The 13,668-nt window shown below is 68.2% G+C and carries 14 protein-coding genes; 1 reads left to right on the top strand and 13 read right to left on the bottom strand.

Annotation, left to right across the window (positions count from 1 at the left end):
• Positions 1-543: 543 nt before the first annotated feature.
• The 13 genes from ACH4TL_RS23900 to ACH4TL_RS23840 all read right to left on the bottom strand — a co-directional run bounded on the left by ACH4TL_RS23900 (position 544) and on the right by ACH4TL_RS23840 (position 11,820).
• The gene (locus ACH4TL_RS23900) at positions 544-3,285 is read right to left on the bottom strand and encodes a BTAD domain-containing putative transcriptional regulator (RefSeq protein WP_398317550.1); all 2,742 of its coding nucleotides are present in this window, start codon (positions 3,283-3,285) and stop codon (positions 544-546) included.
• A gap of 41 nt (positions 3,286-3,326) precedes the next feature.
• Positions 3,327-3,749 carry a pilus assembly protein TadG-related protein gene (locus tag ACH4TL_RS23895; RefSeq protein ID WP_398317547.1) on the bottom strand — a complete coding sequence of 141 codons (423 nt, stop codon included), beginning with the start codon at positions 3,747-3,749 and terminating at the stop codon, positions 3,327-3,329.
• A complete protein-coding gene (locus tag ACH4TL_RS23890; RefSeq protein ID WP_398317544.1) occupies positions 3,746-4,180 on the bottom strand; it encodes a TadE/TadG family type IV pilus assembly protein in 435 nt (144 codons plus the stop codon). Before ACH4TL_RS23890 ends, ACH4TL_RS23895 begins: the two co-directional genes overlap by 4 nt.
• The gene (locus ACH4TL_RS23885; RefSeq protein WP_398317542.1) at positions 4,177-4,611 is read right to left on the bottom strand and encodes a TadE/TadG family type IV pilus assembly protein; all 435 of its coding nucleotides are present in this window, start codon (positions 4,609-4,611) and stop codon (positions 4,177-4,179) included. The genes ACH4TL_RS23890 and ACH4TL_RS23885 overlap by 4 nt, the downstream gene beginning before the upstream one ends.
• 4 nt (positions 4,612-4,615) lie before the next feature.
• A complete protein-coding gene (locus ACH4TL_RS23880) occupies positions 4,616-4,759 on the bottom strand; it encodes a hypothetical protein (protein ID WP_398317539.1) in 144 nt (47 codons plus the stop codon).
• Positions 4,760-4,869: 110 nt separating this feature from the next.
• The gene (locus tag ACH4TL_RS23875; RefSeq protein ID WP_398317536.1) at positions 4,870-5,769 is read right to left on the bottom strand and encodes a type II secretion system F family protein; all 900 of its coding nucleotides are present in this window, start codon (positions 5,767-5,769) and stop codon (positions 4,870-4,872) included.
• Entirely contained in the window at positions 5,766-6,671 is a 906-nt protein-coding gene (locus tag ACH4TL_RS23870; RefSeq protein WP_398317533.1) for a type II secretion system F family protein, read from the bottom strand. Before ACH4TL_RS23870 ends, ACH4TL_RS23875 begins: the two co-directional genes overlap by 4 nt.
• Positions 6,672-6,676: 5 nt before the next feature.
• Positions 6,677-8,023, bottom strand: coding sequence for a CpaF family protein (locus ACH4TL_RS23865; RefSeq protein ID WP_398317530.1), 1,347 nt, complete (start codon positions 8,021-8,023; stop codon positions 6,677-6,679).
• Positions 8,020-8,862 carry a MinD/ParA family protein gene (locus tag ACH4TL_RS23860; RefSeq protein WP_398317527.1) on the bottom strand — a complete coding sequence of 281 codons (843 nt, stop codon included), beginning with the start codon at positions 8,860-8,862 and terminating at the stop codon, positions 8,020-8,022. The genes ACH4TL_RS23865 and ACH4TL_RS23860 overlap by 4 nt, the downstream gene beginning before the upstream one ends.
• On the bottom strand, positions 8,859-9,401 hold the full coding sequence (locus ACH4TL_RS23855) for an SAF domain-containing protein (protein ID WP_398317524.1): 543 nt from the start codon (positions 9,399-9,401) through the stop codon (positions 8,859-8,861). Before ACH4TL_RS23855 ends, ACH4TL_RS23860 begins: the two co-directional genes overlap by 4 nt.
• 242 nt (positions 9,402-9,643) lie before the next feature.
• Positions 9,644-10,279, bottom strand: coding sequence for a hypothetical protein (locus ACH4TL_RS23850; RefSeq protein ID WP_398317521.1), 636 nt, complete (start codon positions 10,277-10,279; stop codon positions 9,644-9,646).
• A gap of 203 nt (positions 10,280-10,482) precedes the next feature.
• Positions 10,483-11,037 (bottom strand): hypothetical protein, encoded by a 555-nt coding sequence (locus ACH4TL_RS23845; protein ID WP_398317518.1) that lies wholly within the window; start codon positions 11,035-11,037, stop codon positions 10,483-10,485.
• Positions 11,038-11,382: 345 nt separating this feature from the next.
• The gene (locus ACH4TL_RS23840; protein ID WP_398317515.1) at positions 11,383-11,820 is read right to left on the bottom strand and encodes an ATP-binding protein; all 438 of its coding nucleotides are present in this window, start codon (positions 11,818-11,820) and stop codon (positions 11,383-11,385) included.
• A 704-nt stretch (positions 11,821-12,524) separates the two neighbouring features.
• Here ACH4TL_RS23840 and ACH4TL_RS23835 point away from each other — a divergent pair.
• Positions 12,525-13,658 (top strand): helix-turn-helix domain-containing protein, encoded by a 1,134-nt coding sequence (locus tag ACH4TL_RS23835; RefSeq protein WP_398317512.1) that lies wholly within the window; start codon positions 12,525-12,527, stop codon positions 13,656-13,658.
• The last annotated feature ends 10 nt before the right edge of the window (positions 13,659-13,668 follow it).

The raw sequence follows: 13,668 nt of genomic DNA, 5'->3' as shown, positions 1-13,668 counted from the left end.
GCGGCCCCCCGGCGCGGCCCCCCGGCGCGGCCCCCCGGCGCGGCCCCCCGGCGCGGCCCCCCGGCGCGGCCCCCCGGCGCGGCCCCCCGGCGCGGCCCCCCGGCGCGGCGGCACCCTCGGCTACGCCTGGATGCCGCCGCGCCTCACCTTGAGGCATCGGCCAGCCCTTGAGGTGCAGGCCGGCTGGGAGCTGGTGAGGTTCAGGAATGGAAGTTGTAGGTGAGGGGGCACGCTTCGCGGGCAGGGATGCGGGCAGTTGGTGCTGCGCGGGGATGTTGTGGCCGGGGCCGCCGGGTCAGGTAGATCGGGATGCTTTGCTGTACCGATATACAGTCGCCCTCGCCAGCAGGTGGCCCGTGTGCGGTCTGGCCTGCGGTGATGTCGTGTGCTGGGGCGTCGTACCCAAGGACGTCCCCGGAAATGCCGTCGGAAACGACGGGGGAAACGACGGGGGAAACGCCATCGGCTCATCGGAACTGCTCGTGCGGCTGACCTGGGGCTGTCCAGGCGGCTTCACCGCTCTCCACCCCCATGAGTCGCTGATCAGCCGCGGTGGGAAGAACCGCGTGGGCTGCTGGTCACCAGCGCGCGGGTAGCAGGGTCCGGCTCAAGCCCGAGTTCGTTGAGATGGCGTGTCAGGAGAGCGAAGGTATGGCGGGCGGTGTCGTGCCGTCCAGCGGTTTGGTGAAGACGGATGGCATGCTGATAGAGCAGTTCATGGGTGGGGTGGAGAGTGATGATCTTCTCCAGCAGGGCGAGCGCGGTATCGGCGTCGTGCTGGGCGCCGGTGTGCTCGGCGTGGTGGGCGATGTGGGCGACGGCGTCAGTGGCCTTGCCGGCGAGTGATTCACGCAGGCTGTCGCACCAGGGGTAGTCGCCGCCGTGAGCAAAAGGGCCGTCGTAGAGGTCCACCACACGGTGCAGGGCGGACATGCGCTTGACCTCATCAGTGGCGGCCGCGGCCTGCTGGAGGCTGTGAGTGAAGGCGGCGAGGTCGGTTTCCACCAGCCCGGAGTGGAGTTTATGCAATTCTCCATGGCGCTGGATGAATTCCGCTTTGCTGTGGCCGGTGGCCGCGCGGAGCGCGCGTCTGACAGCGCGACGCAGGTTTTTGAGATCTTTCGCTGATTGTTCGGGGTTTGCGTCAAGGCGGAGGTGGTGCGCGATATCGTCGGTGAGCAGTCCTCGTGGGTGCGCGGCGAGGAGGGCGAGGAATTCTCGTACTTCATCGCGCAGTCCGGAGCCGATGGGTTCCAGATTGCCGGCGGTGTAGAGGGTGATGGGGCCCAGGACGTTCAGGCGGACCGGCGTGGCCTGACGCGACCGGCAGGGCGTGGACGACTCTTCCGGTTCCGAGGGGGCGACGGGCGCTTCGTCTTCGGGTTCCTGGTCGGCGTCCTCGGCCACGTCCTGTGGTGGATCGGCGGCTGCTCGGGCGCTGGGGACCACGCGGAGCTGACGGCGTGTGTCGTGGGCGGTGAGGAGCACGTCCAGGACATCGCGCCCGGCCCCGGGGGTGAGGTGGAACAGGTGCATGACCTGGGTACTGCCGCACCGGTTCTGCTCCTGGGTGACGGCGCCGTCTGGCGCGATGTGCCAGGAGGCGGCACCGGGCAGGTCGCCGAGGGTGAGGACGATGAGGGCGTGGGGTGTTGCCCGGTTGGCCAGTGCCGTCAGGTGCTCGATGTGTGGGGTGTCCGGCTCCGCGAGAAGGACGAGGGTGGCAGGGCCGGAGTTCTCCGCCGTGCCCTGGCCCGTCGCCAGGCGTGGGGCGTGCACGCTTTCCTGCGTGTTCTGGCGGTGATGGGCGTGTGCGAGGAGATGCTCTTCCGTGCGGTGCAGCGCGTGGCCCAGGTCCGTAGCCAGGGTGAGGGCGCTGAAGTCGGGCGGCAGGCCGGGCAGGAGCCGGTCGGCGAGGTCCTGGGTGAGGAGTCCTGTGACGTGTGGTGCTGCTGGGCGGAGGCGTTCGGCGGCGGTGAGAATCCCGATGAGCAGTGCGCGGGCGGCCGCCTCAGCGCCGGGGCCCGTCCACGCACAGCCTCCGCTCGCGGCAAGGACATTGAGTGGGACTTCGGCCGTGTTTTCAGTGCCGATCGTCACGCTGGAAGGTGGCTGCGGGCGTTGAGGCGGGGTGCGCCGTTGGATCAGCCGATCCGGGTCTGCGGCCTCGGTGGTGGCCCTGGCCAGAGTGGCTTCGCGGGCGGCTACCACGGCCTTTTCGACCACGGGACTCAGCGGTGGGAGCTGTGTATCGAGGTTGGGGCGGCGGGAGCGGTTTTGGTAGAAGCGGTAGAAGCGCAAGGCGGCCAGGAGCCCGGCTGCGGTGGTGATCCCGATGACGCCCGCTGCGCCGACGCTGATCGCGGCGGGCCCGGGACGCGTGTGGCTCGTTGTGTGGTCGCCGGTGGCTCGGCGGCCAATCTCGCGCTCCGCGCTAGCTACCCTTGCCGGTTCCTCGGGTGGCGGGTCGGCTCGGTCGCGTGGAGCGGACCGTTCTTCCGAGGCGGCAGAGGGTGCGGCTGGGGTGGCGTGGCGCGGTGTGGGGGCGGATGAAGTGACAGGGATGGTCAGCTGCCAGCCGGGGGTGATCAGATCCGGGTCGGTGAGTCGTGTGCCATCGGCCTGGATGCGGGTTTTGTTCAGTGCGTAGATGCGCGGCCACTTCAGCGGATCGCCCAGATGCGCCTTGGCGATGGTCCACAGGGTGTCGCCCTCTGCCACCGTGTACTCCACACAGCGCGGCGCGGTTGGCTCCTCTGCCTTCTGTGCCGGGCGGTGGTTGTCGTGGGCCGGTCCGGGGTGGGCGGGGGCCGTCGCGCCAATGTGGGAGCGCAGCGCGTTGGTGGGAGCGTGCTGGTGGGCGTGTGCGGTGGCGGGTCGACAGAGGCTGATGAGGGCGAGGGCGAGAGTGCCGATACACACGGCGGCCAGTGCGCGCTGTACGGGCAGTGTCTGCAGATGTGCGGTGTGCGCCGTACGGTCGCACAGCAGCTGCGGAAGGTGTGCCCCGTACCAGGCGGCTTCTGCCAGGAGGGAGAGGGCGAAGGCGGCCCAGCACACCCAGCCGGCCATGGCGAGGAGTTCGACCATCGCGGGGTCGGTGATTGGCTGTGTGAGATGGTCGCCGAGTTCGCGCCAGGAGCCGATGCGGTCGGGCCAGGGCATGCCGGTCGCCTGCCAGAGCACATACGGCATGCCGCCCAGCAGGGCGAGGACGACGGCGGCCGTGGCGGTGGCCGTGAGGAGGGCGCGCAACCGCTCGCGCGATGAGGATCGGTGAGCCATAACCAGGATGCGCTCCTCTTCGGCTCGCAGGGTTGGTTGCCTTATGCGGTGGCGCGTTCGGCGCGCACGGTGGCGTGAGCGGTGACGGTCAGGGTGCGCAGGCCGACCAGTTGCAGGATCTGGGCGTGCTGGTGGTGGGTGACGTGCACGGTGACCTCATCGCCGTGGACCGTCGCGGTGCCGGTATCGCCGGTGGCCGTGACGTAGGAGGCGGCGGCCTGAGCCGCCTTGCCGCGGAGGAGCCGGATGTCGTTGTCGGCGGCGCGGAGGCGGGCGATGTCGAGTTGCTGGGCGCCGGTGCGGGCGGCTTCCTGTGCGACGTCCAGTGCGCGGGCCTTGCCGGCCAGGGCCAGTCCGCCGTCGACGACGATCCCGGCGAACAGCCACAGCGCGGCCACGACGCCGACCATGAACGCGGTGGCCTGACCACCGTCGTCGCTTTTCGGTGTCGTCGGGTGTGTCATGGGGTGCTCCGGTGCACGTCGATGGGCGAAAAGGCGGTGCTGGTCAGGGTCACCCGGCCCGGCACGCCGGTGTGGGTGAGGTCTCCCAGCGCAACGGTGCAGGTGACGTGCGCGGTTACGGTGCTGCCGGGCTGGAGCCCGCGTGTGGTGAGGGCCACCTGGGGCCGGGAACATGCGGCACCTGCCTGGTGCAGTGCTGTGTGAGCCGTGTTCTGGGCTGTGGTGCGGGCCCCGGTTTCTGTGCGGGCGAGGGAGGCTGCGCGGGCGGTCTGGTGGGCGGCATCGGCGAGGATGAGCCGGGCGTCGGTCAGACGTCCCAAGGCGACGACCGTCATCAGGACGAGTACGAGCAGCGGGGCGATCAGGACCAGCTCCACAGCGGCCGAACCACGGTCCGCCGACGTCGAGGACGGGCTCGTTGCCGCGTTCACAAGGCGTCTCCGGCTGGGGTAGTGAGGCGCTCGACCGCCCCCGATGCGGTGCCGCTCGCGGTCAGGTGCAGCCCCGGCACCACCGGCATCACCGAACCCTCGACACGCACACTGGCTCGAGTGGGGGTGCGGCGGACGGTCACGGAAGGGGAAGAGAGGACGCGGCCACCGAGCTCGGCGAGGGCGCGTACGCCTCGTCCGCGGCCGTCGGCTGCACTGCCGTGCTGGACTCGGGCGGCGGCCAGGGCGCGTTCGGCTGCGTACTGGGCGATGTGCCGGGCGTGCCAGGCCAGTGCGAACTGCACGACCAGCAGGGCCAGCATCAGCAGCGCGGGGACGACGATGACCAGCTGAGTGGTCGCGGATCCCCGGTCACCGCGATCTTGGCGCGGCCTGTGCTGCCTGTACTGCCTGTATGGCAGGTGGTGCACCGGCTTATCCCAGATCGATGGAGTGAGCCTTGCCGACCACCTTGGCGACGATGATGCCGACCACGGTGATGGCCAGGACGGCCAGCAGCGCGGTGACGACAACGGTCTCGGTGGTGTAGCCGGCATCGCCGCGAGCGCGCCGTCTCACGAGGGCGGCATGGCCGTGCAGAGCCTCGGCGAGTGTCCGCAAGTGCGGGTGGAGCATAGAAATCGTTCTCCGGTATTGGGTGTTTCGGCAGTGGTGTGAGCGTGGGCTGGTCAGGTCACGGCGAGGACGTGGGCGAGGGCTGGGTATCCGATGAGCAGGAGGAAGGCGGTGAAGAGGAGGACGACGGGTAGCGACATCTGCTCGGTGGCTGCCTGGGCCGCACCGTCCGCCTCGGCCAGGCGGCGGCGTCGCATGGCGCGGGCCTTGGCGGCCAGGGAGGCGCGGACCTTGGCGCCCTCGGTGCCGGCCAGGTTGAGGATGGCGGCCAGTTCGGTGAGGTCGCTGACCCCCAGGTGGCCTCCGAGGTCGCCCAAGTGCTGCCAGGGACTGGTCCGGGTGAGCTGAGCCAGGTGCAGGGCGTGGCGCAGTTTGGACGCGGCCCATCCGTGAGGGGCGTGGATGGCGTCGGTGAGGGCCTGCTGGACACCGGCTCCGCCGGCCAGGGAGATCACGGTCAGATCCAGGACGAGAGTGAGGGTATGTCGCATCTGCTGCCGTCGTTCGACGGCCGTCTTGCGCACCGTGATGTCCGGGACGAAGAACAGCAGCGCGGCGAGCACCAGTGAGCCCGTCAGCGGCATCCACCAGCCAACCTCGATACCCACGCCGAAGCGGACCAAGGTGAGCGCGATCCACGGTGCCACGAGACCCGTGAGCGCACACGTGGCCTTGCCCGCCAGGTGCTGGTCCACATCCGTCCCGCACACGGCGAGGTCAGCGCGCAGGGTGGCGGTGGGGAAGCCGAGCGCCCGCACCAGAGGCACGGCTTTGCGGCCCAGACGGCTTGTCCACCCGTATTCCCCTTCGGACATCCTCGGTTCCGTCGTTGGCGCGGGTGTCGCGTCGAGTGCTACGAGCACCTCTGCGAGTGCGGGCCGTGGTGGACGCAGTCCATAGGCGAGGGTGACCAGTCCGGCGCCGAACATGGCGCCCAGCACGATAGTGATCACTGCGCCCTCCCCGAGGTGTTTCCCGCCTCGGCGAGGGAACTACTGGGGCCGAGGAGGCGTGTCGGTTCATCGAGACGGCCGATGGTCGCCAGCCACGAGAATGAGAGGGCGAACAGGGCTCCGACGATGGCCAAGACCAGTTGTCCAGTGAGGGTGTTGAACGGGTCCAGGTAGGGCCGGTTGACCACGGTCAGGCCAACGGCCATGCCCACGGTGACCGTCACCGTGACGCGCAGGCCGGTGCGGATGCTGGCGCGGCCGGCGTCGATGCGCTGGCGCATGGCCACCTGTTCGCGTACCGAGTCGGCCAGTTCCCCCAGCAGCGCGGCGAGCTGGCTCGCCTGCCGCTGTGCGGCCATGCCCAAGGCGGCGACCACGACATCGGCGAGCGGGTCATTCACCTCCTCCGCAAAACCGCGCAGGACGACCGGTAGGGGCTGGCCGGAGCGGAGTGCCGTGGCCAGGATGTCCAGCTCACGGTGCAGGGCGGTGGGGGCGATGTCGGCGGTGGTCAGGACAGCCTGTTCCAGCCCTGCGGCGGCGGAGAGGGTGTCGCGCAGCATCTCCGTCCACAGCGCGAGCGCCTGAAGCCGCTCCGTTCGCACCGCCGCCGCCCGGTCCGGACCAAGGAGGCCCGGCAGGGTCAACAGCGCCGCAGTGGTCAGCACCGCAGCCACCGGCCACCCTGTCAACGCCCCGGACATCACCCCCACCACCACGGCGACGGTGAGACGACGCCGGTTCCACCCCACCGGAAGACGACCGGTCACACGCTGCCACCCTCCGCCTGACCCTTCGGAAGCGGGTCGGTGGAGCGCACCAGAGACAATGAGAAGGAGGCCGGTGCCGAAGGCGGCGCCGAGGAGCACCGCGATGGCGCTCGTGGCCTCGCCCAGCCGCATAGGGGTCATCGGCTGGCTCCCCACCAGGCCGGACCTGCCGCTTCGGTATCCAGCCCGGCATCGGCCAAGTCCTGGAGCATCTCCGCCCGCAACGGCGTGGCCGGCACGGCACGGCCGTCAGGCCCGGGACGATAGATCTCGTTCGAGACCAGTTGCGCCCCGTCGGCATCGACGACCTCGCGCACCGAATCGATCACACGCCTCCCCGCGATGTCCCAGCCCAGATGCACCACAACATGGACGGCAGAAGCCACCAGCAAGTTGGTCGCCTCCAGCGACAAGCGCTCCGGGGACTGGGCGGCGTAGGCGGCGAGCTTGGTGAACACCCCTCGGGAAGTGGAAGCATGGATCGTGGACAGCGAGCCGTCGTTGCCCTGGCTCATCGCGTTGCACATTGGGATGACCTCACTGCCGCGGATCTCGCCGACGATCACACGGTCCGGCGACATCCGCAGCCCCCACCGCACCAGCTCCGCCTGATCGATCGCGCCCTGGCCCTCGATATTCGCCTCCCGCGCCTGCATCGCCACCACATTGGGATGCGCCACCACATCCGCATCCAGGCCGAGCTCGAAAGTGTCCTCGATGGTGATCAGCCGCTCCGTCGCAGGGATCTGCGAAGCGAAGGCCCGCAGCACCGTGGTCTTCCCCACGTTGGTGCCACCGCCGATGATGATGTTTTTCCGCGCCCGCACCATCGCCGACAGGAACGCGGCCATGGCCTCATCGCATACCCCTAGGCGCACCAGGTCGTCCATGGACGCGGCGGGGAACCGGTGGCGGCGCACCGACAGTGAGACGCGGCCGGTCACGGCCATGACCGCGAAGAGCCGGGAGCCGTCGGGGAGCTGGAGGTTCAGGCGGGGGACGCCACGGTCGAAACGGCGCTCCTCACCGTCCACGCTCGCGGCCAGAGTGCGTACCAGCTCGATCAGCTCCGCATCCGAGGCCGCCACCGGGACCCCAGGCTGCCAGGTGCCGTCGGCGCGGCGGATCCAGACCCTGTCGCACCCGTTGACGCAGATGTTCTCGACCGACTCATCTGCCAGCAGCCGCTCCAGCGTGCCGCTGCCGAACAACGCGTCCGTCACCGCCTGCGCCACTCGCTCCTCCACCACCCGGTCGACCGCACCACCGCCCCGGGCCAGAGCGGCGCGGGCGCGCGCCGCAAGCTCCTCCTCCAGCAACCGGCCCACCGTGGCACGCCGCTGAACCTCCGTCTCCGGCGGCAGCCCCGCAGCCTCACGCTCATCCGCGTACTGCGCGAGACGGGCCACCACGCGCTGGCGCACATCCGCAGCCAGCTCCCGCTCGCTCTCCTCGCCGCGGCCTTGCTGGATCAGTGTGTTCATGACGCGGACTCCTTTGCGGCCAGCTCCGCCACGGGCCGCAGACGGCCGCCCGGAGGGGGTACCGCGCCCAGCCCCGCGAGATCGCCGCTCAGACCCTTCACCGCCACCTCACCCGTGCCGCTCAGCTGCCGCGCGGCATCACCCGCCGCCGCCAGCAACCGCAGCGCCCGCCACCCGCTGGTCCGCAGTCCCGAACGAGCGCGGCCGGTCAGAACATCAGCCGCCTTGGGATCCCAGGGCAGGAAGACCACACGGCCCACGCCGAGCGTCGCGGCAATCTCCCCCGCCGCATACGGGCACGGCCCCACCACTGCCAGCACATACCGCTCCGCGCGCACCCCGTCCTCGGAAAGGTGCGCGTACGCATGCGCCAGCGCATCCGCCCCACCCCGCGACACCAGCACCACTGACTCAGCCACCTCCACCAACCCCGCGGCGGCCTCGCCGATCCGGCCCACATCCAGCAGAACCGTTCCCCGATCCTCGTCATCACCGAGCAGTACGTGCCGTCCGGCCCCTGCCACCACACGCACCGCCTCCGCGCATGCCCTGCCACCGGCCGGCGCGGCCACCACACGCACCCCGAACGGCAGAGCCGTCGCTGCCCCCAGCAGCGAACCCGGACGCTCCTGACGGGCCGAGGTCGCCACATCCAACAGCCCCGGCGTATGCGGACACCCGAACCGCACCGCCAGATCACCACCCGAAACATCAGCCTCGACCACCACCGGCCGCACCCCGCCATCCGCCCCATCCGGCCACACAGCCGCCAGCGCCAGAACAGCCGTCGACACCCCAGGCGCACCCTTGACCGACCCCACCGTGATCAACCGCCTCACGGCGCCTCCCGCCCCACGGCAGGAAGCACCACCACACGCGGATGCACCAGCCCAGCAGCCCGCCGCACCGCCCCCGTCTCCACCAGCACCGTCACCACCCGCGCACCACCCGGCGACTCAGCAGCCCTCGCCCCAGTCACCGTCCCCACGACAGGAGCCGCATCCTCCTTCTCCTCACCACCACCGCCGGCCGCCCCGTCCGGGCCCTCCAGCACCGCCACCCGATCACCACGCACCACCTCCGGCGACGCATTACCCGCCTCGATGGCGAACGCGACCTGCGACTGCCCCCGCGGCGGGAAACCCCGAGCACCACCGAACTGCCCAGGCGCCAACAACGACCCCGCCACCAGCGGCACCCTCGCCCGCCGCCCCAGCACCCCCGCCCGATCCGCCGCCAACACCACCCCCGTCCCCGACGCGACCTCCACCTGACGCAGATCACCCGCAGCAAGAACATGACCGGCCGGCACATCCCGCGCCAGCACCAACACCTTCTCCCGCTCCCCAACCGCCGAGGCGACCAGCACGAAACCCACCGCCGAAACAACCACCGTCCCCACACCCGCCCACACCCACCCCGGCCTCCGCCGAACTCCACCCGTAGCCGCTACCGGCCGCTGCCCCGGATCAGCCCGACGCGCACCCGGCAACCCACTACCCGCACCCCGCAGACGCGAAGGTGACATCGAGGCACCCACAATTCACTCCACAAGAAGAAAAGGACTCACTGATGGCCACCGGCCCGCATTCCGTCGGACCTCACCCGGTCGTCGTGCCGTCAGCGCACGACGACAGCCTGTACCTCATCCACCGCAACCGACTTCTCGGCGGCTATCACCAGCCCCGGAACACGGCCCGCCTGTCCACCGCCGTGCCACTCGACATCCCACATCACCCGCACCGACACTCTGAACGCCCCACCCGAATCCGCGGTGGACGACCTCCGGTACGTGTAACCGCAATCAGGCGACGACTGCTCCGGCCGGAACTTCCCTGAGTACTCCGTACCAGGGCCAGCACACGTAACTGTGCCACCCTCACCCATCGACCACACCGCCTCACGCGGCCGAGCCGTCGCCATCACCTTCAATCCCGGAACCTCAGCAGCCTCCGTCACCGGCCCCCACGTGTTGCGCTCCACCCACATCCACGTCGGCACCCCCACCACCTGCACGAAATCCTCATCCGGACTCATCCGAATCACAGGCTCCGGCAACCTCAACTTCTCGATAGCCCGCCGAACCACTACCTCAACTGGCATCTTCTGATGTCGCTTCGACTTAGGCCGCTCCGACTTCTTACCATCAAAACGTGGCAAGATCCCCAAGCCATCCCCGAGCCCGTACTCCCAACCGTCCGATGTGACCGTCGGCTGCTCGTTCGATTGACTAATGCGCCGGGCCTGCTTACTCATGCGACCGGAAGGCTTGCGCCTTGCTGAACCTGTTTGGCCAGTGGTCATACTATGTGCGTCTACGTCACACCGGCCAGAAGCACAGGCTACTCCGCCATAGAAATCTGTTCCCTCATCAGCCCTCGACGGAGGAGCAGACACGACAACCGAAACCCCCGCAGTCATCGTTGCTACTAGCCAATTCGCCCCTCGATACCAGGGCGTCAACATGATCCTGCCTCGTACACATGGAAGCTGGACACCTTCCAGACTCCGCCTTCACGTCGCACGATGGCATCTGCTTTGCGGTGACTACCAGGCACGTCATTCTTCAATTCACCGTTCAGCTCGTACTGGAGCCAATCTGTGCCGTCGACGCAGTCTTCAAGTTGAGCTTCCTGACGGGTTGCCTTAACGACCTTCGGAGCCACGTGCGGCTCCCCCTTTGTGACCACCCTTTCCTTCTTTGCCTTCTTCAAGCCGTATCTCATCAACTCCAAGGCATCACCTCTCGCATGGTCGTCCAGCAGCGGAGAAGTTGCATCAGATGTGGCCGATGCGACAGTCAAGTCTTGCCACATCGCGCGGTATACCGCCCCCGCCTCACCCTCAGCCTCGCTGGCAACTGGCAGAGGAACAGTCGAAGGCACGGCCGATCGCTTGTGATCAGTTGACGGCGCGCCATCGCTGGAAGCTTTCGAACATCCGCCTCCGCACAGGCTGGCCATCACGATCAACATGGTGAAGTAGCGCCTCGTCATACGTTCAAAATTCCACACAATCCCCCACCTTCCACTCATCGACGAAGCAGAGGGTAGCAGGTACATCACTCAAGGCGAGCCAGTTTGCGTGCTTGCGGGATTCAAATCCTCGCGAGGACGAACTCCGCCGTCACCGCGTAACTAAGACAATCGCATGGACGCCTGGGGCGATTTCACTCAACCCGGCCAATACACCTGCCGACGCGATGGCCGCCCTGCCTGTTTCGCATTGGCTCGCATCAGAGAAGTAGGCGCGGCTGCGCACGCCGAACTTGGCCTCTCGGAGTGAGTTCTAGCGTGAATTTCGCAGCCGCGCCCACCGTCGGGGCAGATTGTGCTGACTTCCCTCGCTTCCGAGGCGATTCAATCAGCCGTTGTGGTCGAGAATTCCATCCAGGCGATCTTCGTCTCGCTTCCCGAGGTATGGAACCCCCATCGGCCGCGCGTAAACGCTTCTACGATCCGCAGGCCACGCCCACGTTCGGCCAGCCCCGTAAAGGTGTTGACCTCGCCGCTGCGCGACGATGGCATCGCGGGGAGGCACGGATCGCTATCTTCGACCTCAAAGACGAATGAGCGGCCGTTACACAGCAGGCGCATCTCATACGGACCACGCGCGTGTTCCAGCGCATTGGCCGTGAGTTCCCATGCCGCCATCACTGCGTCACTGATTACCTCATCTTGGATTCCCAGCTCGCGGAGCGTACATCGCAGTGCAACGCGACTGCGAGAACCGGCATCGTGGTCTCCGTCGCTCCAGCGCCAAATCAGCACCTGGTCGCCGTCTCTCAACTGCGCCACGGCCGCACCTCTCGCAGCTCTCGGGGCACCCACATGGACGGGTGGTGATTGGAGATCCCAAGCGGAAGTTGCGTGGCGCTCGTATCGCTCGGCGTAAGTGGTGTGACGGCGAAAAGAACTGCGGTCATGCAGATTCCTTCCATTGGTTAGCGAATGGAACACAACCAACGACACCGCAGGTCCCCCTAGAGCGGGATAGCCCCACGGAGTGAACTCTGCGTGTCCGCCAGACTTGCCCTCCGCGTCATCTTTAAATCTCAAATCAATACTCCACCGCAGACGCCGACGCCTTTTTGCTCACCGATTCCGATGCACCCTTCATCCACATTGGTAGAGGGTGCACACGGTCAAAGCGAATACGCTGCCGAGTTCTGCGAACCAATGGACGACCCAGCCACCTCTACCAACCAGATCCAAGTGGTGGCCTCGCGTGACACTGCAATGAAGGCGAAGTAGGACCATTCCCTAGAACAGCTACCACATGCCCTGAACAAGGTCGCAATTCCATCTGCCCCGAGCTCTCTTCCCTGGCCGAGCGTGTCATCCGCTGGCTCGCGCAGTCCTCGGCGGTGTGAGTAGTGTGTCGCGCGACAGGCATACGTGGCCCGCAAAGGGGAATCCGACCTTCCCTTGAACGAGTTGAGCAGGCCTTTGTCCTGACAAAGTACACAGTCCGGATGAGTGGGTATGCGAGTAAATTGGTGATGCGTGGGCTGGACAACACGGCGGTTGGCACGCCGATTGGAACCCGCCTGGCTTCCTGGCGCCGTCGCCGAGGACTCAGCCCGGATGATCTTGCCTCCCGCGCGGGTCTGGAACTCGATTACGTCACCGGGCTGGAGACGGGCCGGGAGTGGATGGACCGACGGGGTCGGCTGGCGGCGCTGGCCGCTGCCCTGCGACTGGATGTCGCTGACCTAACGGGCCAGCCCTACCCGCCGCATGGGGAGGACCACGCGGCGGTTCGTGCTGTCGCCTTCCACTTGCGGCACCGTCTGGACCACCACCACCCGCGCACGGCCCCCAGTTTGTCGCTGGAAGACCTGGAAGAACGGATCCGGGCCGCCGTACAGGCGGAGGCTGCCGGCGATGAGCGTCAACTCGCGCTCACGCTGCCGGGGCTTATCGAGATGACCGACCGCGCCGTCGCCGCCGCACCGACCCCGGAGAGGGAGGAGACACAGCGGCTGCGCGTGCAGGCGCATGTGCTGGGCGCCGGGCTTTTGCGACGTCTGGGCTACAAGGACCTGGCTTGGGTGCTGCTGCATAAGGCCCGCGCCGGCACCCACGAACGGCTCCCGATGCTGGTCGAAGAGGTGCGGCTGCTGATCGAACTTGGCTTGCCGCAGCATGCGCTGACTCGCGTCCACCCGGAAGGGGCCGCCGGGTGGGAGTTGCCGGCCCTGGGCGCTGTCGCCCAAGCGATGGTCGGACGCCGTCTGGAAGCCGAAAAGTTCCTCGCCACAGCCAGTGCGCGCGCCACCGATGCCCGGGAGTCCGCTCTGGTGGTCGCGGCCCGCGCAGCTGTCGCCGCCGAGTACGGTGACTCCTCCGAGGCCTCCGACCATGCCCGCTCTGCAGATCAGGCCGGGCTCGGCGGCGCCCACCGCTCCGACTTGCTCGTAGTCGCCGCAGGGGCCGAAGCCCGCCAAGGGCGCGCTGAGCGGGCCGTCACCCATCTGGTCGAAGCCGATGCGGAGGCACCGCTGCGGCTGCGGCTGGCTCCCTTCGCCCAGGAGCTGATCACCGCGCTCGCCAACCGCGCCACCAGTAGGGCAGTAGCAACGCAGGAACTGGACGAAGTACGGGTCCTGGCCGAGCGAGCCGGGCTGCGGTGACAGCGTACGA

It is taken from the genome of Streptomyces sp. NPDC021115, assembly GCF_044333065.1.
In the GTDB taxonomy this organism is placed as follows: Bacteria; Actinomycetota; Actinomycetes; order Streptomycetales; family Streptomycetaceae; genus Streptomyces.
Note: the sequence above shows the minus strand (reverse complement) of the source record. Positions and strands in the feature narration are given on the sequence as shown.